This is a genomic window from Desulfobulbus oligotrophicus (genome assembly GCF_016446285.1).
Taxonomy (GTDB): domain Bacteria; phylum Desulfobacterota; class Desulfobulbia; order Desulfobulbales; family Desulfobulbaceae; genus Desulfobulbus; species Desulfobulbus oligotrophicus.
Map to the genome: position 1 here is coordinate 1,439,116 of NZ_CP054140.1, position 20,577 is coordinate 1,459,692.

The 20,577-nt window shown below is 49.4% G+C and carries 24 protein-coding genes; 9 read left to right on the forward strand and 15 right to left on the reverse strand.

The genetic code is table 11. From position 1 onward, the window contains the following. Positions 1-22: 22 nt before the first annotated feature. The 3 genes from HP555_RS06440 to larB form a co-directional block, all read right to left on the reverse strand. Positions 23-760, reverse strand: coding sequence for a YkgJ family cysteine cluster protein (locus HP555_RS06440; protein WP_199264351.1), 738 nt, complete (start codon positions 758-760; stop codon positions 23-25). Continuing rightward, positions 757-3,324 (reverse strand): protein translocase subunit SecD, encoded by a 2,568-nt coding sequence (gene secD / locus HP555_RS06445; protein WP_199264352.1) that lies wholly within the window; start codon positions 3,322-3,324, stop codon positions 757-759. The genes HP555_RS06440 and secD overlap by 4 nt, the downstream gene beginning before the upstream one ends. 168 nt (positions 3,325-3,492) lie before the next feature. Continuing rightward, positions 3,493-4,248: a nickel pincer cofactor biosynthesis protein LarB gene (larB, locus tag HP555_RS06450; RefSeq protein WP_199264353.1), complete on the reverse strand. Its 756-nt coding sequence runs from the start codon at positions 4,246-4,248 to the stop codon at positions 3,493-3,495. Positions 4,249-4,401: 153 nt separating this feature from the next. Between larB and HP555_RS06455 the strand changes: the two genes are divergently transcribed. Further along, entirely contained in the window at positions 4,402-5,418 is a 1,017-nt protein-coding gene (locus tag HP555_RS06455) for a hypothetical protein (RefSeq protein WP_199264354.1), read from the forward strand. Positions 5,419-5,428: 10 nt separating this feature from the next. Next, the gene (locus tag HP555_RS06460) at positions 5,429-6,004 is read left to right on the forward strand and encodes an AAA family ATPase (RefSeq protein ID WP_199264355.1); all 576 of its coding nucleotides are present in this window, start codon (positions 5,429-5,431) and stop codon (positions 6,002-6,004) included. Between the two features lie 16 nt (positions 6,005-6,020). On the opposite strand, the gene HP555_RS06465 is transcribed toward HP555_RS06460, so the two are convergent. From HP555_RS06465 to trxA, 3 genes are all read right to left on the reverse strand, one after another. Continuing rightward, on the reverse strand, positions 6,021-6,836 hold the full coding sequence (locus HP555_RS06465) for an outer membrane protein assembly factor BamD (protein WP_199264356.1): 816 nt from the start codon (positions 6,834-6,836) through the stop codon (positions 6,021-6,023). A 62-nt stretch (positions 6,837-6,898) separates the two neighbouring features. Continuing rightward, positions 6,899-7,858: a thioredoxin-disulfide reductase gene (trxB, locus tag HP555_RS06470; RefSeq protein ID WP_199264357.1), complete on the reverse strand. Its 960-nt coding sequence runs from the start codon at positions 7,856-7,858 to the stop codon at positions 6,899-6,901. Between the two features lie 71 nt (positions 7,859-7,929). Further along, positions 7,930-8,259: a thioredoxin gene (gene trxA / locus HP555_RS06475; RefSeq protein WP_199264358.1), complete on the reverse strand. Its 330-nt coding sequence runs from the start codon at positions 8,257-8,259 to the stop codon at positions 7,930-7,932. Between the two features lie 268 nt (positions 8,260-8,527). Here trxA and hemL point away from each other — a divergent pair, with 268 nt between their 5' ends. From hemL to rimO, 7 genes are all read left to right on the forward strand, one after another. After that, entirely contained in the window at positions 8,528-9,817 is a 1,290-nt protein-coding gene (hemL, locus tag HP555_RS06480; RefSeq protein WP_199264359.1) for a glutamate-1-semialdehyde 2,1-aminomutase, read from the forward strand. Positions 9,818-9,905: 88 nt separating this feature from the next. Then, positions 9,906-10,130, forward strand: coding sequence for an AtpZ/AtpI family protein (locus HP555_RS06485; protein WP_233249274.1), 225 nt, complete (start codon positions 9,906-9,908; stop codon positions 10,128-10,130). Continuing rightward, a complete protein-coding gene (locus tag HP555_RS06490; RefSeq protein WP_199264360.1) occupies positions 10,123-10,563 on the forward strand; it encodes an ATP synthase subunit I in 441 nt (146 codons plus the stop codon). Before HP555_RS06485 ends, HP555_RS06490 begins: the two co-directional genes overlap by 8 nt. Positions 10,564-10,577: 14 nt before the next feature. Next, the gene (atpB, locus tag HP555_RS06495; RefSeq protein ID WP_199264361.1) at positions 10,578-11,300 is read left to right on the forward strand and encodes a F0F1 ATP synthase subunit A; all 723 of its coding nucleotides are present in this window, start codon (positions 10,578-10,580) and stop codon (positions 11,298-11,300) included. A 69-nt stretch (positions 11,301-11,369) separates the two neighbouring features. After that, complete coding sequence (atpE, locus tag HP555_RS06500) at positions 11,370-11,630, forward strand: ATP synthase F0 subunit C (RefSeq protein ID WP_199264362.1); 261 nt, start codon at positions 11,370-11,372, stop codon at positions 11,628-11,630. 195 nt (positions 11,631-11,825) lie between these two features. Further along, positions 11,826-12,431, forward strand: a complete 606-nt coding sequence (locus HP555_RS06505; protein ID WP_269846869.1) for a nucleoside phosphorylase — start codon at positions 11,826-11,828, stop codon at positions 12,429-12,431. Continuing rightward, positions 12,428-13,774: a 30S ribosomal protein S12 methylthiotransferase RimO gene (gene rimO, locus HP555_RS06510; RefSeq protein WP_199264363.1), complete on the forward strand. Its 1,347-nt coding sequence runs from the start codon at positions 12,428-12,430 to the stop codon at positions 13,772-13,774. The genes HP555_RS06505 and rimO overlap by 4 nt, the downstream gene beginning before the upstream one ends. A gap of 26 nt (positions 13,775-13,800) precedes the next feature. On the opposite strand, the gene HP555_RS06515 is transcribed toward rimO, so the two are convergent. The 9 genes from HP555_RS06515 to HP555_RS06555 all read right to left on the reverse strand — a co-directional run bounded on the left by HP555_RS06515 (position 13,801) and on the right by HP555_RS06555 (position 20,514). Continuing rightward, the gene (locus tag HP555_RS06515; RefSeq protein ID WP_199264364.1) at positions 13,801-14,082 is read right to left on the reverse strand and encodes an HU family DNA-binding protein; all 282 of its coding nucleotides are present in this window, start codon (positions 14,080-14,082) and stop codon (positions 13,801-13,803) included. 145 nt (positions 14,083-14,227) lie between these two features. Next, complete coding sequence (locus HP555_RS06520) at positions 14,228-14,947, reverse strand: pseudouridine synthase (protein ID WP_233249276.1); 720 nt, start codon at positions 14,945-14,947, stop codon at positions 14,228-14,230. A 36-nt stretch (positions 14,948-14,983) separates the two neighbouring features. Next, positions 14,984-16,756, reverse strand: a complete 1,773-nt coding sequence (locus tag HP555_RS06525) for a UbiD family decarboxylase (protein ID WP_199264365.1) — start codon at positions 16,754-16,756, stop codon at positions 14,984-14,986. 33 nt (positions 16,757-16,789) lie between these two features. After that, positions 16,790-17,005 carry a hypothetical protein gene (locus HP555_RS06530; protein WP_199264366.1) on the reverse strand — a complete coding sequence of 72 codons (216 nt, stop codon included), beginning with the start codon at positions 17,003-17,005 and terminating at the stop codon, positions 16,790-16,792. Positions 17,006-17,009: 4 nt separating this feature from the next. Then, a complete protein-coding gene (locus HP555_RS06535; protein WP_199264367.1) occupies positions 17,010-17,411 on the reverse strand; it encodes a secondary thiamine-phosphate synthase enzyme YjbQ in 402 nt (133 codons plus the stop codon). Between the two features lie 27 nt (positions 17,412-17,438). Further along, complete coding sequence (locus HP555_RS06540) at positions 17,439-17,876, reverse strand: glycine zipper domain-containing protein (RefSeq protein ID WP_199264368.1); 438 nt, start codon at positions 17,874-17,876, stop codon at positions 17,439-17,441. Between the two features lie 2 nt (positions 17,877-17,878). Then, positions 17,879-19,228 carry a DNA recombination protein RmuC gene (locus tag HP555_RS06545; RefSeq protein ID WP_233249277.1) on the reverse strand — a complete coding sequence of 450 codons (1,350 nt, stop codon included), beginning with the start codon at positions 19,226-19,228 and terminating at the stop codon, positions 17,879-17,881. A gap of 32 nt (positions 19,229-19,260) precedes the next feature. After that, positions 19,261-19,566: a chaperone modulator CbpM gene (locus tag HP555_RS06550; protein WP_199264370.1), complete on the reverse strand. Its 306-nt coding sequence runs from the start codon at positions 19,564-19,566 to the stop codon at positions 19,261-19,263. A 3-nt stretch (positions 19,567-19,569) separates the two neighbouring features. Next, positions 19,570-20,514: a DnaJ C-terminal domain-containing protein gene (locus tag HP555_RS06555; protein ID WP_199264371.1), complete on the reverse strand. Its 945-nt coding sequence runs from the start codon at positions 20,512-20,514 to the stop codon at positions 19,570-19,572. Positions 20,515-20,577: the final 63 nt, after the last annotated feature.

The following is a 20,577-nucleotide window of genomic DNA, read 5'->3' on the forward strand; positions in this document are numbered from 1 at the left end:
TGATGCTTCATCACTGCTGCTGTCAGGAAAACCATTCGCAAACCAGCCATTCAATACCAAGAAGCAGCAGATCCTCATCACTGCCGGCTACTCCTCTGAGCTGTCGCGTATGCAGTGGTGATGGTAAATGAATGTGCCCACTGACCAACTCTTGGCGGAACCGGTCTATATCATACAGGACAAGTATGTACTGATCCAGTTGTTGAGGTGTTGGGTGGAAGGTCTTGTTGCGGATGCTTTGATGCTGATACAGGGGAAGTAAGGCGTCATTGAACCGATTGTACAGTGTCAGACCTTGCTCCTGGAGATAGGTCTGAGCAGTCTGGGCAACCGGTTCTGTAAACCCTTTACAGTGGGGTTCCCGCAGAAGTACCAGAGATTCGATGACCTCACCACCATCACTACACGCTCCGCCTCTGCCTAAGGGATAGGCCCGACAACTCCCCGGCCGGTCGGGGTAAACGGAACAGCCCTGTTGGTTCACGAAGACGCAGGATGCCCGGCCATCGTCTATCATTGTCAGATAGCAGATAGGTAAAATCTGATCCTGCTGTTGTTCAATAATGACGTATCTCTCAAGAAATTGGCCGGAGGTGACAGCCAAGGCACTTTTCAGTCGGAGAACATCATAGGGACTTAAGGCGAGATCAAGCTCGCGACAGCATTCGGTAAAACAAGAGATCCCGGGATGACAGGCAAAGGCGAATGGCTGTTTTGCCGAAATAGTCTCAAATTGTTCCGTTAATTCGGTCGCTGTCATCGAGAACCTCTCCATTTAAGAGTCAGCATGGGAACGGCAACAAAAATAGATGAGTATGCGGCAATAGCCAGACCAATAAGCAGGGCAAACGAAAAATCATGGATTGTTGAACCACCCAGCAAAAAGAGGGAGAGTACCGTGAAAAGCACGGTGAGGGTCGTAATGATGGAGCGTGCTAAAACCTGGTTGATTGAGTTGTTGATGATCTCGTGAAAAGGAAGCTCCGGATTGTTCCGCATATTTTCACGGATTCGATCAAAGATAACCACCGTATCATTTAACGAATATCCTGCCAGGGTAAGAAGAGCTGTGATAATGAGGAGGGTCAACTCCTTGTCAAAGAGCCAACATATACCAAGAACGGCTAAGACATCATGAAATGTGGAAGCAGCGGCAGCCAGACCGAAGCGCAGGTCGAACCGGAATGCCAGATAGATCCAGACTCCGACCATGGAGAGGATGATGGAGATAACAGCCTTGCTGCGCAGGTCAGCAGAGGTTGAAGCACCGATTTCAGACTTGCTTTCCATGGAGAAATTTTTGTCTGCCTGTTCTTTATTGAGGAGGTCTGTTATTTCGTCACTGATATTACCAAGCTGTTCTTCCGATTGTTTTAACTTTACAATGAGTTCATTTTTGCCGGTTACTTCCTGCAGTTCCACCCCGTGGTAGCCGTGATTTTGCAGGGCATGCCGTATTTCATCCAGAGCAAATGGTTTTTCCGCCCTGTACTGCAATAAGACGCCTCCAGAGAAATCAACCCCCATGTTTGCCTGACCGCGAACTATCTGAATAAAGGCGATTAAGCCCAAGACAGCGAGGGCGGTAGATATACTGTAAGCGACTTTCCTGACTCGCATAAAATCAAAGTTCGATTTTTTTATGAAGCTGAAGAAGTTGAGCTTGTTGAGTTTTTTGTACGTAAACAGGACATCATAAACTGTTCTGCAGAAGAACAGGACAGCAAAGAGGTTGAGTATGAGCCCTATGGACAGCGTAATGGCAAATCCTTTGATCGGGCCGGTACCAAAGAGAAACAGGGCTAAAGCCGTGATCAGTGTGGTGATGTGGCCGTCAATGATACTTGAAAAGGCACGGCTAAACCCCGCATCCACACCGGCGCGAAGTGATTTTCCAAGGGCGAATTCGTCACGCATTCGTTCGTAGATAAGGACGTTAGCATCAACTGCCATACCGATGGTGAGAATAATACCGGCAATACCGGGTAGAGTCAGGGTTGCGCCAAAAAGTGCCAGGCCTACAAAGAGCAGGAGGATGTTCAGCACCATCGCAATGTCGGCGATTATCCCGGAGGTTCGATAGTAAAAGACCATAAAGATGACAACAAACAGTGTCCCGACCAGTCCGGAAAATATGCCCTTGTCAATGGAGTCCTGCCCCAGACTGGCACCGACAGTCAGGTTTTGCACCACATCAACCGGAGCGGGTAACGCGCCGACCCGAAGGACAATTGCCAGATCAGTGGCCTCGTTGTGGGTGAAGTTGCCCGAAATCTGTGCGCTGCCCCCCAGTATTTTTTCACGAATGACCGGGGCGGAACGGACGATTTCGTCCAAAACAATGGCCAGCCGTCTACCCACACTTTTTTCAGTTATGGTTGCAAAGACCTGCCCGCCACGGGAAGTAAGGTCCAGGCTGACGTAAGGCTCATTAAACTGCCCCCCGATCCGGACCTGCGCATTTTTCACCATCTCACCGGTCATCAGGACCGGGGTTTCAAGAAGAATGGGTACCCGGGATTCTCTTTTGGTTTTCTGGTCAATTGTTTTTTCAAAATATATTTCTGTACCCTGGGGTAATCGGTGCTGGAGAGCCAGGTTGAGCTGCTTTCTGCTTTCACCTTCCTGCCATTGGCCAGTTTTTACTGCCTCCTCGACCAGCTCCATCAGGTGTGTTCCCGGGTCTTCAGCCACCATTTTGAATTCCAGCTGTGCAGTTTGCCCAATGAGATCCATTGCCCGCTGCGGGTCCTTGACACCAGGGAGTTGCACAACAATCTGGTTGTCCCCCTGCCGAAGAACAATCGGCTCGGCAACACCGAATTGATCAATACGGTTCCGGATGATTTCAAGGGACTGGTTGACCGAATTCTTTTTAATAAAATCGATCTCATCTCGTTTTAACTGCAGGGTAACCCGCGGGAAAGAGCCGGTCTCGGCGAGAACCTGGGTGTCGAGATTGGGAAACCGTTCTGAAAGAATTTGTTTGACAGTCTCCACCGCGCCAATGTTGGGGAGGGTGAACAGTACACTTTTGGGGTTCGCCGACTCCATCCGCACAGCGTTGATGTTCTGTTCAGCCAGAGCTGATTTGAAGTCTGAAGCGGCAAGGTCAAGGGAGTTCTCGGCAGCTTTTTCCAGATCGACCTGCAGAACTAAATGCATACCACCTTGTAAGTCCAGGCCAAGTTTGAGGCCGGCAGGAGCAAGATATTTTTTCCACCAGTCCGGCAGGTCATGATACAGTGAAGGGGTGAGGGCCAATCCTGCAAAGACGAGTAAGAATACTACCAGCCCGATTTTGAGCTTTAAGATGGAGTTCATGACGACAGTACCTTCAGTGTAAAAGGGGAAAACGGCGCATCATTTATAAAAAGAGTAACATATACGGCGTTTCACTGCTTTGCGCAATGGCGTGTTGTTACTTTTCATAAAAGAAAGATGTTGGGTTGTAAAGAAGATCAGACAATATGTTTAATCTGAAGCAAGAGGTCAAGGCGTACGGTTGATCGCCGCCGCCATGCAGGCTGCGCCAAATCCGTTGTCAATATTAACCACAGCGAGTCCTGGTGAGCAGCTGGTCAACATCCCGAACAGAGCGCTGTAGCCACCGGCGCCAACCCCGTAGCCCACACTGGAGGGGACACCAATGACCGGCGCACCGGTTAATCCGGCAACCACAGAGGGTAATGCGCCTTCCATGCCGGCAACAACAATGATCACCCTGCCTTGCTGCAGTAATGGGGACTGGGTCAGAATCCGGTGAATACCGGCTACTCCGGCATCATAGATAGTTGCGACCGTGTGGCCGAACCACTCTAAAGTGATGCGTGCTTCTTCAGCGACACGGAGGTCTGATGTGCCGGCGGTGACAACAACCACGGTACCCGAACCACTGCCTGTGGGAATATACTGTTTGTTGCCGGTCAACAGGCGAGCTGTTGCATGGTACGTGAGTTCAGGAAGTTGAGCGCAGACGGCTTCAGCCTTTTTACTGTCTACCCGTGTTGCCAGCACCACCGATGGTGTCTTCAGCATGGCTGAGAGAATCTCTACAAGCTGTGGGATGGTTTTGGTTTCCCCGAAAACAGCTTCCGGCAGCCCTGTGCGGAGGTCTCGATGGTGATCAATGCGAACCTCTCCCAATGTCTCCACAGGCCAGTGGCGTAGGCGGTCCATGGCCTGGCTGATTTCGATGGAACCGTCTTGAATCTGTTTCAGCAGTTCTTGTAGCGACCGTTTGTTCATAGATCTGTCTGCAAAGGAAGAGCGGGAACTGTTTATGAGCGTCCGGGCAGCAAACTGTTTACGCAAAACGCTCGTTTTGTTAGATTACAACGATTTATTACCCTTTCTAGATACCTGAATATCGAGCCTGGGTCAACTAACTGGAGAAAACTGATGACCGACAACCTCTTGCCCGACTTTTTGCGTGCGTTGCTGCAGCCCGGAATCTACGACCACCCCGTTCATGAAGTTGAATTGATACAGACGCACATTTCGTGGGTTATTCTTGCCGGTGATTATGTGTATAAATTTAAAAAACCAGTAGATTTTGGTTTCCTTGATTTTTCCGATCTGGCGAAACGACATCGGTGTTGTGAACAAGAGTTGTTGCTGAATCGGCGCTTATGCCCGGACATCTATCTTGCACTCATCCGGGTGACCATTGATGCGGCCGCACACTTTTCCCTCAATGGCAAGGGGGAAGTCGTTGAGTACGGTGTTCAGATGAAGAGAATGCCTGAAGATCGTATGATGGTACATCTTATCAGAGACGGTCAGCTGACAGCAGACCATATTGAGGCCCTGGCCACTGTTCTGGCTGATTTTTACCAGCGTGCTGAGCATGGTGAAGACATTGCCGGATTTGGTACTGCTTCTGCGGTGGGGGTCAATGTTGCAGAGAATTTCGAACAAACAGCCTCTTTTATCGGGAAAGGTGCCTTGAGTCAGGAGCAATACGACAGTATTGTTCGGTATTCACATTCTTTTCTTGCGAATGAAGCCTTATTTCAACGTCGTATTGATGACGGATATATCCGTGATTGCCATGGCGATCTCTATTCAGCCAATATCTGTTTGGCGGATAAAGTCTATATCTACGATTGTATAGAGTTTAATCAACGCTTCCGCTACAGTGATATTGCAAGTGATGTCGCTTTTCTGGTTATGGATCTGGAGTTTTATGGACTGGATGAGCTGGCTCGTCTTTTTGTGGATCGATTTGTACAGAAAACAGGAGATAAAGGACTCATCGGAATGCTGAACTTCTACAAGTGTTATCGTGCCTATGTGCGTGGCAAAATAAATGTATTTACAGCAGCAGACCCTGCAGTCGATCCTGCAACCAGAAGTCTGTGCAACAGGAATGCCGCCACCTATTTTAGGCTTGCCCAGCGCTATGCAGAGGGCTGAAGGAGTGCGTGTGCAGCGAGCTGAGTATATGATCGTCGTCTTCTTTGGTATGACAGCGACCGGGAAGTCTACACTTGGCCGGGCCTTGGCAGCCTATTGCAGTGCACCGTATTTTAATACCGATATGGTGCGTAAAGAACTGACAGGGCTGCAGGCAAGCCACCGGCAGCGCGAAGAAATAGGGCAAGGGATTTATAGTTGTATTTTTAGTGAAAAAACCTATCAGGCTCTTCTTGATCGGACGAACGCGGAGTTTATTAAGGGAAAACGTCTTGTGATTTTAGATGGTTCGTACAGTAAACGTACGGATCGCGACCAGGTTCGGGAATTGGCAGCAAGATGGGGTGGGGGAAGCATGTTTATTTTTTGTACCTGTTCTGAAGAGGAGGTGCGCCACCGACTTGCTAAACGTGCTGCTGACCCATCAGCTGTTTCAGATGGAAGGTGGGAAGTTTATCTGCATCAGCAGAAAACTTTTGAAAAGCCCGACCTCCTTGACGAGTCCGACTGCCTGCAGTTGAATACAGAACAGTCAACAACGGATATGGTGCATTGGTTGACTGCTCAACTCTGTCTGAGCAGGTAGGTCGCTGGTTCGGTTGTTACAGGTTGTCCAGTTCAGGTGCATTTTCCGGGGCAAGTGGTTCTGAAACTTCAGGTGGTATTTCCGGCAGGTTTTCTGCTTCTTTTTCTTCCTTTCTCTCAGATGGCGCCTTGGTCATAAATTCCGGCATCCATCGATTCATCCCCCATTCCGGTTTGTTGCCCGCTTCCAGATGCGTGAGAAGCTCTTCTGCTTTAGGAGCGAGACTTGAATCGGGATACCGAGTCAAAAGATATTTTAACCTGTGCCTGGCCTCGTCGTACCGGGCTGTGCGTACATAAAAAACAGCGACCATGTACTCATGGTTGACGAGAAACTCCGTGGCATCTTTGATGCGTGATTTTGCCTCCTTGGCATAGGGAGACTGGGGATAGGCGTTGATCAGGCGGTTAAATGATTTGATGGCCTCTTTGGGCCCGGAAATGTCTCTGTCAATACGATCGGTCCTGTTATAATCACACATACCGGTTTGAAACAAGACATAGGGTATAGCCTCATTGGTGGGATGCCGTTCCTCGAAGGATTTGTAGAACACCTTGGCTTCAGCATACTGTTTGTCATAATAATGGGCGTCAGCAGATTTTAGTTGTGCCAACATGGCCTGAGTGCTGAACGGGTGCTCGTCAAGGATAATTTTGAACTGCTTTATGGCCTCGCTGTAGTTACCGGTATTGTAGGCATCCATACCAAGAACAATCAGTTCTTCGGGCGGCAAAGATTTTGGTTCTTCCTCCTCTCCGAAGGTGAGTTTGCTGAACATTCCACTGAACGTGGAGCATCCTGAACAGACGCTCATGGTTATGAGTAAAAACATCACTGCAAACCGTGAGATGGCCGTATGATATGTGTTTTGAGATGGAGGCATGAGCGAGAACCTTATTCACTGCAGTTGAGCGGTTGTTCCAGAGTTTGGTTACCGAGGTAGTGTTCTATTGCTAACTCAGCAACCGCACCTTCACCGGCAGCGTTTATAATCTGACGAAAATTTTTGCTGCAGATATCGCCCGCAGCGTAGACACCCGGAATAGACGTTGCCATATCAGCATCGGTTATAATAAATCCACCAGCATCTGTTCGGAGGTGTCCGGCAGGGAAGAGTTCGTTGTTGGGTGTGGTGCCGATGAAAATGAAGATCCCGGTCACCTGAAGGGTCGACTCCTCATCATTTCGGTGTTTGAGGCTGAGACTCTGGACACCGTTTTTATCTCCCTTGATTGCCGTGACCTGTGTGTTCCAGATGAAATCGATTTTCGAATTGCAGAACGCTTTTTCCTGCAGAACTTTGGTCGCCCGCAACGTATCACGTCGGTGAATGACCGTTACCCTGTCAGCGAATTTGGTTAAGTGCAGGGCATCTTGAATAGCGGTGTTTCCACCACCAACGACAGCGATTTTTTGATGACGGTAAAATGGCCCGTCACAGGTTGCACAGTACGAAACCCCACGACCGGCAAAGGTATATTCCCCTGGAATTTCGAGTTTTTTTGGTTTGGCACCTGTGCAGAGAAGAATGGTTCTTGCGGTAAGAGCTTCTCCGTTTTCAAGGACAACGGTTTTGATGTTATCGGTGAGCTCAAGGGATGTAATGGTTGCAAACCGTTTCTCAAGGCCGAAACGATCAGCATGTGCTGTCATCTTATCCATGAGATCAAACCCTGATATCCCTTCGACGAAACCGGGATAGTTGTCGACCCAGTCGGTAACAAGAACCTGACCGCCGGTTGCCCCCCTTTCAAGGAGCAAAACTTTGAGGCGACCGCGAGCCGCGTATAATCCGGCGGTTAAGCCTGCGGGCCCACCTCCAACTATGATCAGCTGATACTGAGCGTGTTGCATGTTCACCTATAACAAAAACGGCACGGTGCTTTCAATGCAGAGTCGAAAAGAACCGTGCCGGAGAAAAGGCGTCAGATAGCTTTTTTAATAAGTTCCTGTAACTGTGTCTTGCCTACAGCGCCGGTGATCTGATCGACAACTTCTCCCCCCTTGAACAGAATGAGGGTGGGAATGGCACGAATACCAAACTTGCCCGGGGTGGCGGGATTATCGTCAACATTCATCTTGGCGATGACAACCTTTCCTTCAAATTCACCGGCCAGCTCATCAATGGCCGGACCGATTGCCTTACAGGGGCCACACCATGGAGCCCAGAAATCAACCAGACAGGGGAGTGCATTGCCGATGACGGTGCTATCGAACTCGCTGTCAGAGACGTGGATTACTTTGTCACTTGCCATTTTGTCCTTCTCCTTTTAGCTTGCCATAAAAAATGAGCAAATTCATAATTTTCGCTTTTCGTTCCTTGCGATCATATGATGATATTTTCCAAATTTGCCATTCTACTCTGCCGACCCCATAGTGACAAGGAGAAATTGATTAACCGCGTGAACACTGGCGATGACGCTGGTCTTCATTTTTTAATTTTGACAGGAAAACATAATTTATTATATAACTTATGCTTTTCTTGTGATGCAATGTTTCTTGCATATTTCTATAGGAGGTCCGATGAAGACAGAACATTCTATGCAGTTGTTTACAGATGCCAGGACACTGATTCCCGGCGGCGTCAATTCGCCGGTTCGGGCCTGTCGAGCCGTTGGGACAGACCCCTTATTTGTTGCTGAAGCATCAGGATGCACGATCACTGATGTTGACGGGAACCGTTTTGTCGACTTCGTTGGCTCCTGGGGGCCGATGATTGTCGGCCATGCTCATCCCGAAGTTGTAGAAGCTATCAGGAGTACGGCCGGTCGAGGGACGAGTTTCGGAGCTCCTTCTCCCCTGGAGATTGACCTGGCCGCTGAGGTGTGTGCAGCTGTTCCTTCACTTGAAAAGGTTCGTTTTGTCAACTCCGGCACCGAAGCAACCATGAGTGCCGTCCGGCTCGCCCGAGGATACACCGGGCGCAAGATGGTTGTGAAGTTTGACGGTTGTTACCATGGCCACGCGGATTCTTTTTTAGTCAAGGCAGGTTCAGGTCTGATAACGCTTGGTATACCTGGAAGCCCTGGTGTTCCTGATGATATTGTCAAAAATACCATTTCGATTCCATACAACGATGAGGCTGTGCTGGATGCGACTTTACGCAACCCGGAGCTTGATATCGCCTGTGTCATTGTTGAGCCGGTAGCCGGGAACATGGGAGTGGTGCCGCCGTCAGAAACCTTTTTGCAAAAACTTCGTCAACTGACCAGTGAACTTGGTATTGTCCTTATTTTTGATGAGGTCATTACCGGATTTCGTCTGGCACTGGGGGGTGCCCAGGAGTATTTTGATGTCACCCCTGATCTGACCTGCCTTGGGAAAATCATAGGAGGCGGTCTGCCGGTGGGGGCATATGGGGGGAGGAGTGATATTATGGACTTAATTGCCCCGGAGGGACCGGTCTATCAGGCCGGCACTTTATCGGGAAATCCACTTGCCATGGCAGCCGGGCTGGCTACGCTTGGCATTGTCAAGCAGCCTGGATTTTATAAGGAGCTGGAAGAGAAAAGCGAGTGGTTCGGTAATGCATTGAATGCGGTGGCTGCCTCCTTGTCGGTTCCGGTTGTTTTGAACAGGGTGGGTTCAATGATGACCTGTTTTTTTACCCCTGATCCGGTGACGGATTTCCAGAGTGCCTCGCATGCAGAGACCGATCTGTATGGAGAGTACTATCGTCAGATGCGATCCCAGGGGATCTGGTTGGCGCCATCGCAGTTCGAAGCACTTTTTGTTTCAGCAGCACATGAACGCAAGCACTTGGAAAAGGCACTGGTCGCGGCTGAATCCTCATTCAAAAAATTGATGAAATAGATTAAAATTTGTTGCCTTTGCCGGTTGAGCATGCTACCACTAGCCCTGATTGTTGCACCTGGATAGATAGACAGTGGGAGCGGAGATATTGAATGACCGCAAGGAGACATTCCGGCAATTGGCGCTGTACAGCCAGGCTGGAATGTCATTTGTGTTTTCCATTCTGATCGGTTTTGGGATGGGATGGATACTTGACCACAAAGTTTTTGCAGGAAAAACCGCCCCGTGGCTTACGTTTATTTTTTTCGGGTTTGGAGTTGCCGCTGGCTTTAAGGGGCTTTGGGATATGGCCAGGAAAATAGAAGATGAATGATCAGGCTTGTTCTGGAGAACCAAAGGACATCACTTGCATACTTACCCGGATAGTTGTCTGCAGCGCGATCCTGACGCTGATACTTGTGCTGGGAAGTTGGTTTGTGGCAGGCTGGCCGTTCGCACAGTCGCTCTTAATTGGTGCGGTGCTGGTCAATGGCAGTTTTCTGTTGTTGAAACGCGATGCCCAGCGATTGATACACAAAGTGAGCTTGAGTCAGACTGTGGAAACAGTGGTCATCGGCAGTGAAAAAACCAGGTTTTTTTTGAGAACCTTTGCCCGATTGACTGTTATCGGGCTCTTTTTGTTTGTGATAGCCAATCATATTCCCATTAATGTGGTTGGATTGATTTTTGGTTGTGTCACAGTTGTGGTGAGCATCGTCATTATTGGCTTAAGCGCTGGCAGGCGCTGGACGCTGAACAAAGTTTGAGGAGTGAGCAGGCTATGGAACATCCGATATTATTCATCTCTCTGATCCTTCAGGCGTTGGGGTTACCGGTGCCGCACACTCCGGTCGGAGCAACGCTTCTTGAGAAAATTTGTGAGCCGTATATGACCTATACCTGGATGGTCATGATCCTGCTGATCATAGTGCCGAGATTAACGATCGGGAAGCTGGAGATGGTGCCCGGCAGTGGACAGAATTTCTGGGAGGTGATGGTTGGCGGTTTGATGGATTTCTTTACCGAAAACCTTGGAGAGAAAGGGGCGAAGATGCTGTTCCCGATGATGGCCACCTTCTTTTTCTATATCATAATCTCCAATATGATCGGTCTTATTCCCGGGTTCATGTCGCCGACGTCCAGTATCAATATCACATTGGCCATGACCCTCATTGTCTGGGTGACTCATCACTTTCTTGGTTTTAAGTATCATGGTTTACGGTACTACAAGCACTTCATGGGGCCGAGCAAGGTAATGGCACCCTTCATGTTCTTGTTGGAGCTTATCAGTAACTTTGCACGACTGATCTCACTCTCCATGCGACTTTTTGGTAACATCCTCGCCAAAGAGGTTTTGCTCGGTGTTCTCTTTATGCTTGCCGGTGCATTTTTTGCCCCGCTGCCTATCCTCTGTCTTGGAGTTCTGGTCTCGGTGATCCAGGCAGTGGTGTTTGTTCTTCTTTCCCTGTTGTACTGTGCCGGAGCAATGGGGGAGGCGCATTAAATCGATTTTAATTTCCGTGTAACGGAGAAGAAGGCCAACATATTTCACTTATTTTGGAGGAACACAACAATGGATAAACTTAGTCTTGCCCTGATTTGCATCGGTGCCGCCCTTAGTATTGGTCTTGCCGGTTTTGGTGCTGGTATAGGTATGGGGCACGGTTTGCGCGGTGCTTGTGACGGGGTTGCTCGTAATCCTGAAGCTAGAGGTGCAATAACCACCACCATGATTCTTGGTATGGCTCTCTGTGAATCTATCGCTATTTACGGGTTGGTTATTGCCTTTATTCTTCTCTATGCCAACCCCTTCAAAGCAGCACTTGGTATGTAAACAGGACGTCGAGATAAAAGAGTCTTTACAGATTAAAAAGGCTGCGATGCTGTTGTCGCAGCCTTTTTTTATGCAGTGTGCCATGGATACTTGTTGTATTGATCCGTCTAAAAAAAAAATGAGCCGGGTTTACCTGCTCTTGGTATTTTAGCTGCCAACCCCACTGATACCTCATCTTTTTTCAAACTTGCCCAACTGTATGGTTTACAGGAGCACAGACTTTTTCATGCAAAGCTGTACTCCGGGGCTACCTTTTTTTTGGCCGGACCGACAGTCGGCGCACCGATGGCGGCCCTCACCCTGGAAAAATTGATTGCCCTTGGAGCACGTAAAGTTGTTGTGTACGGCTGGTGTGGCTCATTACATGCGTCCCTACAACCCGGCGCTCTTTTTTCTCCCACAGGGGTGGGGATGTGTGAGGAAGGAACAAGTGCTCATTATCCCCTGAATGATCCTTATTATGATGAAGAGTGGCACTCTTTACTTGTGCGTGTCTTGACAAATGCCGGTCACCAGGTAAGCCAGGGATTGATCTGGACGACAGATGCGTTGTACAGAGAAACCCGTCAAAAAGTAGTCCAATACAGCGCACGCGGTATTTTGGCTGTTGATATGGAGTATACGGCTTTGCGTACTGTTGCCGCCTACCGCCGGATCAGTCTTGCGGCGGTTATGAAGGTGTCTGATGCCTTGTTTCTTGAAAACTGGGTTCCCCGGTTTCAGCTGAAACGGTTTCAAGCGGATTCTCGGCGGCAGCTTGGTCAGCTTTGCGTGTTTTTGCAGGAAGGTGAGTTAGCTTGAAAACGTTATACATGGTGAGCTTAGGCTGTCCCAAGAATTTGATTGACTCAGAGGTCATGCTGGCCGCTCTGGAACGTGCTGGTTATCGCCTGGTCGCGTCAGCTGATCTTGCAACGTTGGTGTTGATCAACACCTGCGGCTTTATTCGCCCCGCAGTTGAAGAGGCCATCGACACAGTTTTAACCCTGGCCGAGAATAAAGAAAAATGTCCTGGACAGTTGCTGGTTGTTGCCGGCTGTATGGTGCAACGATACGGCGAGGCGTTGGTCGAGGAGTTGCCTGAGGTGGATTTATTTGTTGGCCTTGATGATTTTCATCGTCTGGATGAGCTGGTAGCGGACATTGAATCCGGCACACGATGTATCGTTACCTCCGGAGCGGCCGATTTTTTAATGGATAGCCGTATTTCCCGTCGGATCGCAACCCCACCGTACCGCTCTTATTTAAAGATTACTGAGGGATGCAACAATCGTTGTACCTATTGTCTGATCCCTTCGATCAGAGGTGTGTTACGTAGCCGGACCATCTCGGATTTAACCAGTGAAGCTGTCCAGCTGGAGCAGCTTGGGGTACGTGAGCTGTCCCTTGTTGCACAAGATCTGACCGGTTATGGGCGTGATTTGCAAGAGCCTGCTGATTTGGTTTTGTTATTAGAGTCGCTTCTGGAACACACTTCAATCCCATGGTTTCGTCTGCTGTATGCCTATCCAAGCGGTATCAGTGATGCCCTTTTGCAGCTCATGGTTCAGCAACCGCGAATATTGCCGTATATTGACGTACCATTCCAACACGCCAGTGATACGGTCTTAACCGCGATGAATCGGCATTACCGTCAAGCCGATCTTGACGATGTGGTGCGACGTATCCGATCGCAACTGCCTGAGTGCGCCATTCGCACAACCCTTATTGTTGGCTTTCCAGGTGAAACCGAAAAAGATGTTGAAATTTTGCGTGCGGCCCTTGAACGTTGGCAACTCGATCATGTCGGTGTTTTTCAATACCACGACGAAGAGGGGAGCCTTGCCTCTGCATTGTCTGCAAAGGTGTCGGCGCAGGAAAAAAAGAGACGTTATCAGCTGATTATGGAGGTTCAGGCCAAGATCAGCACCCAGCGCCAGCATCGATTTGTAGGACGGGTAGAACCGGTTTTAATTGAAGGTGTGAGTCAGGAGACCGACCTTCTGCTGGAGGGGAGAAGCAGGTTTCAGGCACCGGAAATTGACGGATGTGTGTACATCACCTCAGGGAATGTAAGCCCCGGTGATATTGTTCCGGTACGTATCACCGAGGCGCATACATATGATTTAGTGGGTGAAGTTATCGCAAAGAGTACCAATGCGTAAAGAGAAGAAGGGCAGGTAGGGTTTTATCAGCTCATCTTGTTGACCCGCTCTCGCAGATCCTTGCCAACCTTGAAAAAAGGTAATTTTTTGGGTTTTACCTTGATCTTTTCGCCGGTTTTCGGATTCCGGCCGGTATAGGAGTCATATTCTTTGACAACGAAGCTCCCAAAGCCCCTGATCTCGATGGATTCACCGCGGGCGAGAGCGTCGCTCATGGTTTCAATAATGGTATTGGTTATTGAAGCTGCCTCCTGGACTGGAATGTTTGTCGCTTCGGCTAAGGCTTCTATTAGTTCTGACTTGTTCATTCGCGTCCTCCTTCAGGGACCCCTTCATCACGGATACCTGTTAGCTCCTCGCTAGTTTACTGTCAGTGATACATCTCTTGTTGGAAAATTATATTCACATTGTTGTGAAATTTAATCAGGTATGTTTTTGATTGTAAAGGATTTTTTACGAAAAGATTTTTTTTATGTCTGTTTCTGTAAGAATTCTATATTTCCCTGAAGCCAACGTACCCAGAGTGAGTTTACCATAGGCAACTCTTTTCAAGTGCAGAACCTTGTGATGGACGGCTTGAAACATTTTTCGTACCTGTCGTTTTTTTCCTTCATGAATGACAATTTCGATCAATGTCTGAGTGTGGGTTTTATTGAGTACACGAATTTTTGCGGGCCTGGTCCGGATGCCGTCGATTTCTATTCCCTGGCTGAGATGCCTGAGGGCACTGGAAGAGGGAGAACCGCTGACCAGGGCCTCATAGGTTTTTTTTACTTCAAATCGGGGATGAAGGATGCTGTTGGTCAAGGCGCCATCGTTGGTCATCAGCAATGCTCCTTCGGTCTCAATGTCCAGTCGCCCAACCGGAAAAAGACGAAGCGGGATGTCGGCCACGAGATCAGTGACAACAGGTCGCCCCTGCGGATCCGAGAGCGTAGTGACATAGCCGGCAGGTTTATTGAGCAGGATGTACACTCTGTGCTCAAAAGAGATCTGTTTACCATCAAAGGTGATGATGTCCCGTAATGGATGGGCTTTGCAGCCCATATTTGTGACGACTTGTCCGTTCACCTGAATCCGGCCTTCACGAATGAGCTGCTCTGCACCACGGCGAGAGGCAAGTCCCGCCTTGGCCAGGATCTTTTGCAGTCGTTCCTCCACCAGGCTATGCATCTGAGGACAGTGATCCGGATGATTTACAAGACGGATTCAATGGAATTGTCTGGGAAGAAGTGCGGCGATCCGGTCATCGACCTGTTGTTTGGTGGCAGGGTCAACTTCTAGGACCTCAGTGTACCAGGGTTTCATTCGACAATCAAAGACGATCGGCGGTTCAAGACCGACATGAAAACGATGGACGGTTTGTTCTCGTCCATGGATATCAGCAGCCGGTTCAAAACGGGTGAAGAACGTCCAGAGAAATTCCTGTAACGAGCAGGTCGCCTCTTTTGTCGAGTCAACGAGCAGAATGACTGGCCATGGAGCTACTCCGGCATGACGGGCCAAATGCAAGGCGAGCTGAGGTGCGTTTTCATACGACTCACCTTGAACGACCAGGGTGCCGGGAAGGAAAGTCAAAGGATGACTGCAGTGCTCCGGCAGGGATCCGGAAAATGCAGTGGGCAGATCACGGAGTTTTTCCCGGCCGAGACCAAGCATCATGGCTTTGGAACCTTTGTTAACCGATGGTCCTGTATAATCCAGGGTGTCCTGGGATACGTTGGCAAAGATAAATAAATCACGCTGCCAGTGAATACGTTCCAGAATGTGCTGCCAGAGTTTTGGAAAGTCTGCAACATCAATGCTGCCATCGGTCAGAAGGAGAAACTTGGTTAAAGAAAGTTGTCCCTCGCCAAGAATCCGCAAACCCGCAGCAAAGGCTTCGCGAGGATACCGGTCGGTAACTCTTGCTGCTGCCAGGCAGTGAAAACCGGTCTCTCCAAAAGTTTTCAACTGCACAACCCCTTTCATAACAAGCGGGAACAGTGGAGAAAGCAGCTCCTGAAGGAAATCGCCGATAAAAAAATCTTCCTGCCTGGGGCGACCGACAACAGTGGCCGGGTAGATGGCATCGCGTCGATGGTACAGGTGTGTTGTCTGAAAGACCGGGTAGTCATGCTGCAATGAGTTGTAGCCGTAATGATCTCCAAATGGTCCTTCCGGTCGGCGGAGATGGGGGGGAACCGAACCTTTGATGGCAAATTCAGCTTCAGCAATAAGCGGATGTCCACCAAGGGGATCAGTGACCATATGCAACTTGCTTCCCTGCAGCAAAGAGGCAAGGAGTAACTCTGGTATATTTTCAGGTAAAGGGGCTATGGCGGCAAGTATGAGAGCCGGAGGCCCGCCAATGTAGAGGGTCAGGGGAAGGGGTTGGTTTTTTTGTTCAGCAGCGAGATAGTGATATCCTCCCCCTTTGTGGATTTGCCAGTGGATGCCGGTGGTGGTGTCATCAAATCTTTGGGTCCGATACATCCCCAGGTTATGTCCTAAACCATCCGGATGCTCAGTGTACACCAAAGGCAGGGTCACAAAGGCTCCTCCATCAGAATGCCAGGATGTGAGCATAGGCAATTCCGTAAGCCGCGCCGGTTGTTGTCGACATTCAAGTATCGGGCCTTTTTTAACCGTTTTCAGGCCGACACGAGCGCCCTGTAGAAGCAGGTCGCGAGCCTGCCAGAGTGTTTGCAGGGACGGTGGCATGGAATGGTTCACCAGATCAACCAGCCGCTGCACAAAATCAAGTGGTCGACGGCCGAAAGCCAGTTCCAGCCGTTGATTGGTCCCGAAAAGATTTGTTACCACTGGGAAGGTAGAGTGCTTTACTCGTGTAAAAAGAAGGGCCGGTCCTCCTTGGGCGATGACTCTTCGATGAATTTCAGCTATTTCCAGGTACGGATCAACCGGTGCGTCAATGGTGAGCAGTTGATTATTTTTTTTAAGTAAATCAATATATTGGCGTAGATCGGTCGGATAGTGCATGCGGTATGATTGAGTGCTGTTTGTTCTGGGCAATCAGTGGTGCTGATGCTCTTCGTTGAGAAAGAGCCGGTGATACTCATCACTGCTCAGGTGGTTGCGCATGATCACTGTCAGGAGATCAACCACCTGGTGGATCTCTTCCTCGCTCATGCGGGGTACCAAAGAGGAGAGAAGGTTCGTATCACTGAACTGACGCAGAAAGGTGATAAGCGATTTTTCGTCGGTAGTGCGGTCAAGTCCAAAAAACATCTTCTTACCCTGCCAGAAATTTCCACCAGACTTTCCGGCTGCGCGGACCATCAAACTCACAGAAGAAAAGACGTTGCCAGGTACCGAGTTGTAACCGCCTGTTCTGCAGTATCAGGGTTACAGAGGAGGCGGTAACAGCGGTCATAAGATGAGCCGGTGAATTACCTTCACCATGAAGGTATGGGTAGTCCGAAGGGATGATCCGAGACAGTGCGCCAAGAATATCTTTTTGCACATCCGGATCAGCTCCCTCGTTAATCAACAGGCCAGCCGTTGTATGTGGGTTGTAGAGAATAACGATGCCGTCCTTACAGTCGAAAGAGGACACCTCGTGTTGCAAGCGGTTGGTTATGTCTATCATCTCCAACCGCTTGCCGGTGATAACAGCTATCTCGCCCCGAACCATGGTCGGCTCACTGCACTGCGTACGATCTTACCGGAGTTGCCATGTACCGTACTGGTCACGACAGGCAGTGCTGTATGTCTTCTGACGTTTACCGTCGATAATCGCTTCAATCTCAGCGCGTCGACACACCTGGCTGGAGCTCGCATCCTGATAGGCCGGCTGCGGTGTTACCGCATATTGGTTACCGCTGTCCGGATTTACCCAGGAAGAGCGCTGGTTGGACATACCTCGTTCATACGCATGGTTCAGCTGTTCACGGTCATATTTATCCATTTCGTTGCCAACAATATAACCGAGCATGCCGCCTACAGCTGCCCCGATGAGGGTTGCGCCTGTATTATGGCCAATTGCCTGGCCGATGAGAGCACCTGCTGCTGCACCACCGGCCGCACCTGTTTGCCCCCTTGTGGCACAGGAAGAGAGGAGTAAAAGGGCCAGTAATGCAAAAATACTCAAGTGTTTCATAATCATTCTCCAATCGTGCAAGACGTTTTTGTTAAAGAGTCAGGGAGTTTTCTACTTGTCTGCACTCCCAGATGCTTTAGGGCCTCAGTTCGGGCAATCAGATTGCCCCGGCCGGTGCTTAAACGGTTTCGGGCCGTGTGCCATGCCTGCTGCGTTTGATTGAGGCGAAGACCAATTTCTTCAAAGGCCTCGGTAAAGCCAACGAACTTATCATAAAGATTACCTGCCTGTTTGGCAATAAGTAAACTGTTTCTGTTTTGTTCGTCCATCCGCCACAGATGATGAATGGTGCGCAAGATGGCAAGCAGGGTTGATGGACTGGTAAGGATGATTTTCTGCTCCATGGCGGAAAGAAGTATCTCGGGATCATGTTCCAAGGCGAGCTGGAACGCCCCCTCAATCGGCATGAACAGCAAGATGAAGTCAAGGGCACCGGGGCCTGGTAACTGTTGATACTGTTTGGCTGCCAGGAGTTTAATATGGCGTTTGATCGAGTCAAGATGCGACTTGATCTGTTGCGTTCGGGCTGCCTCATCAGAGGCGCTGTGCACTTCGGCAAAGGCTTTGAGCGAGACTTTGGCATCAATAATGATCGTCCGATCCTCTGGCAGATAAACCAGGGCATCCGGTTGAAGGATTGATCCGTCATCGGACTTGTAACTGACCTGTAACGCGAATTCAGTACCGTTACGAAGACCGGAGGCCTCAAGAAGTTTGGTGAGAATCATCTCACCCCATTGCCCCTGTACCTTACTGCTCCCCTGAAGAGCCTCGGTCAGGTTGGTCGCATCAATGCTTATTTGCCGGTTCAGCTGTTTGAGGTGTTCAATTTCTTTCAGTATTGATACACGATCGCGGAGATCCTGGTCGTATATTTCTTCCACCTTTCGTTTGAACTCCAGTAACTGTCCGTGAAAGGGACGAAGGAGCATGGTGAGAGCAGAGGTGTGTTGAGCAGTAAGGGCCTGACCTTTCTCAGTTATGATCTTTCCTGCCAACAGCTGGAAATCCTGTTCAATCTGCCGGCGGACTTCGGTGAACAGCTGATTTCGTTCCTGGGTTTGCTGTTGCAGGGCAGTACAGGTTGTCTGTAAGGAGATGTTTTCTAAATCAAGCCGGCGTACTTCTTTGGTGAGCAGTGTGTGTTCTGCCTGCAGACGTTCAAGTTCAGATGCACTGTTTTGAGAGGTTTTCTGTGCATGTTCCAGTCGATGTGACAACGTCCAGTGCCGTCGGTGACTGCGACTGAGGTTCCAGAACAAAATCGGGGCAATCAGTACAGCTGTTACAATTCCACCCAGTAAGAATGAGTCAATGTCGACCTGATGGAATAAAGCAGCCAGTGGATACACGGTGAAGAAAAGAAAACACTGGAAGTTCTGGTTTACCGGCGCCGCGAAAGGCAGCGTAATTCCTGTAACTCATCAAGCAGGTCAAGGATCAGGGCACAGCCGGGCAGATTGACCTCAAGATCACGGTGCAACCGCATTGTTGTTTGTGCTCTTTTGATGGCAAGAGATGTGAAACGCCACTCCATTTCTGATTGTCCTTCCGGGCTGATGATGCCTTCAGCGATCATTTGGTGAATCATCTCGGTATTGACATTGCAAAGTCTGCAGAGGTCGGACAAGGTGCAGCGGGTTGTTTCATTAAACACGACACCTTGAATGTAAATCGTTTGTTCAGTCATTGTTTAGCTCTCCAGTCCGGCACGTGGGTTGAACGCCATCTTTTCCGCCATGGTACGGTAGAGGGCTCGTTGCTCTTCATTCTGTGCCTCTGGTACCACAATCTGTAATGTGACGATTTGGTCGCCAAGGAGGCTGGCTGTGCAGAGACCTCTGCCCTTGAGTCGAAGTTTTTTACCGGCCTGTGATCCCGGTGGAATTTTTAATTGGACATTACCGCCAAGAGTCGGCACAGTAACCTTGGCGCCTAAGGCTGCTTCCCATGGACTGATGGGGAGAGTAAGATGAATATCTCTTTTTTCGGCATGAAAGAGCCGGTCTTCCTGAAAAGAGATTTCCAGATAAAGATCTCCGCCCATGTTCTCTCCATACCCGGGTGAACCCTGCCCTTCAAGGCGAATACGCTGCCCCGCGACAATGCCTTTAGGTATGGTTACATGTAGTATGTGGGGGCGGGTGGTCACCCGTCCGGTAGTATCTACCACAGGTCTGCTTAAGGTAATGGTTTGACGGGAGCCGTGATACGCATCAGCAATGGGAATAACAATTTTTGCATGCTGGTCACTGCCTCGCATGCGCACGTTACGGTCCTGACGGCTCTCCGTGCGGGCATGCCCGAACAGTGCTTCAAAAAAATCACTGAAATCGCCGGCATCACCTGCAGAGTACCCGGTTCCGCTAAATTCAAAGCCTGCGTCCCAGTTGGGAGGTGTTTCAAAGTCCTGTCCATGCTGCCAGTTCGTTCCGAATTTATCATAAGCAGCTCGTTTTTCAGGATCTTTCAGCACCTCATAGGCTTCACCAATCTCCTTGAATTTAGTTTCAGCATTGGTTTCCTTGCTGACATCGGGGTGATATTTACGGGCTACCTTTCGATAGGCCTGTTTTATCTGGTCTTGGGTAGCATCACGTGAAACGTCTAATATTTTATAGTAATCTTTATATTCCATGATTGCAGTAAGAAGATGTTAGAGGGTTTGTCACCAGATAGTAAGGATATCTTCTCAAAAAGA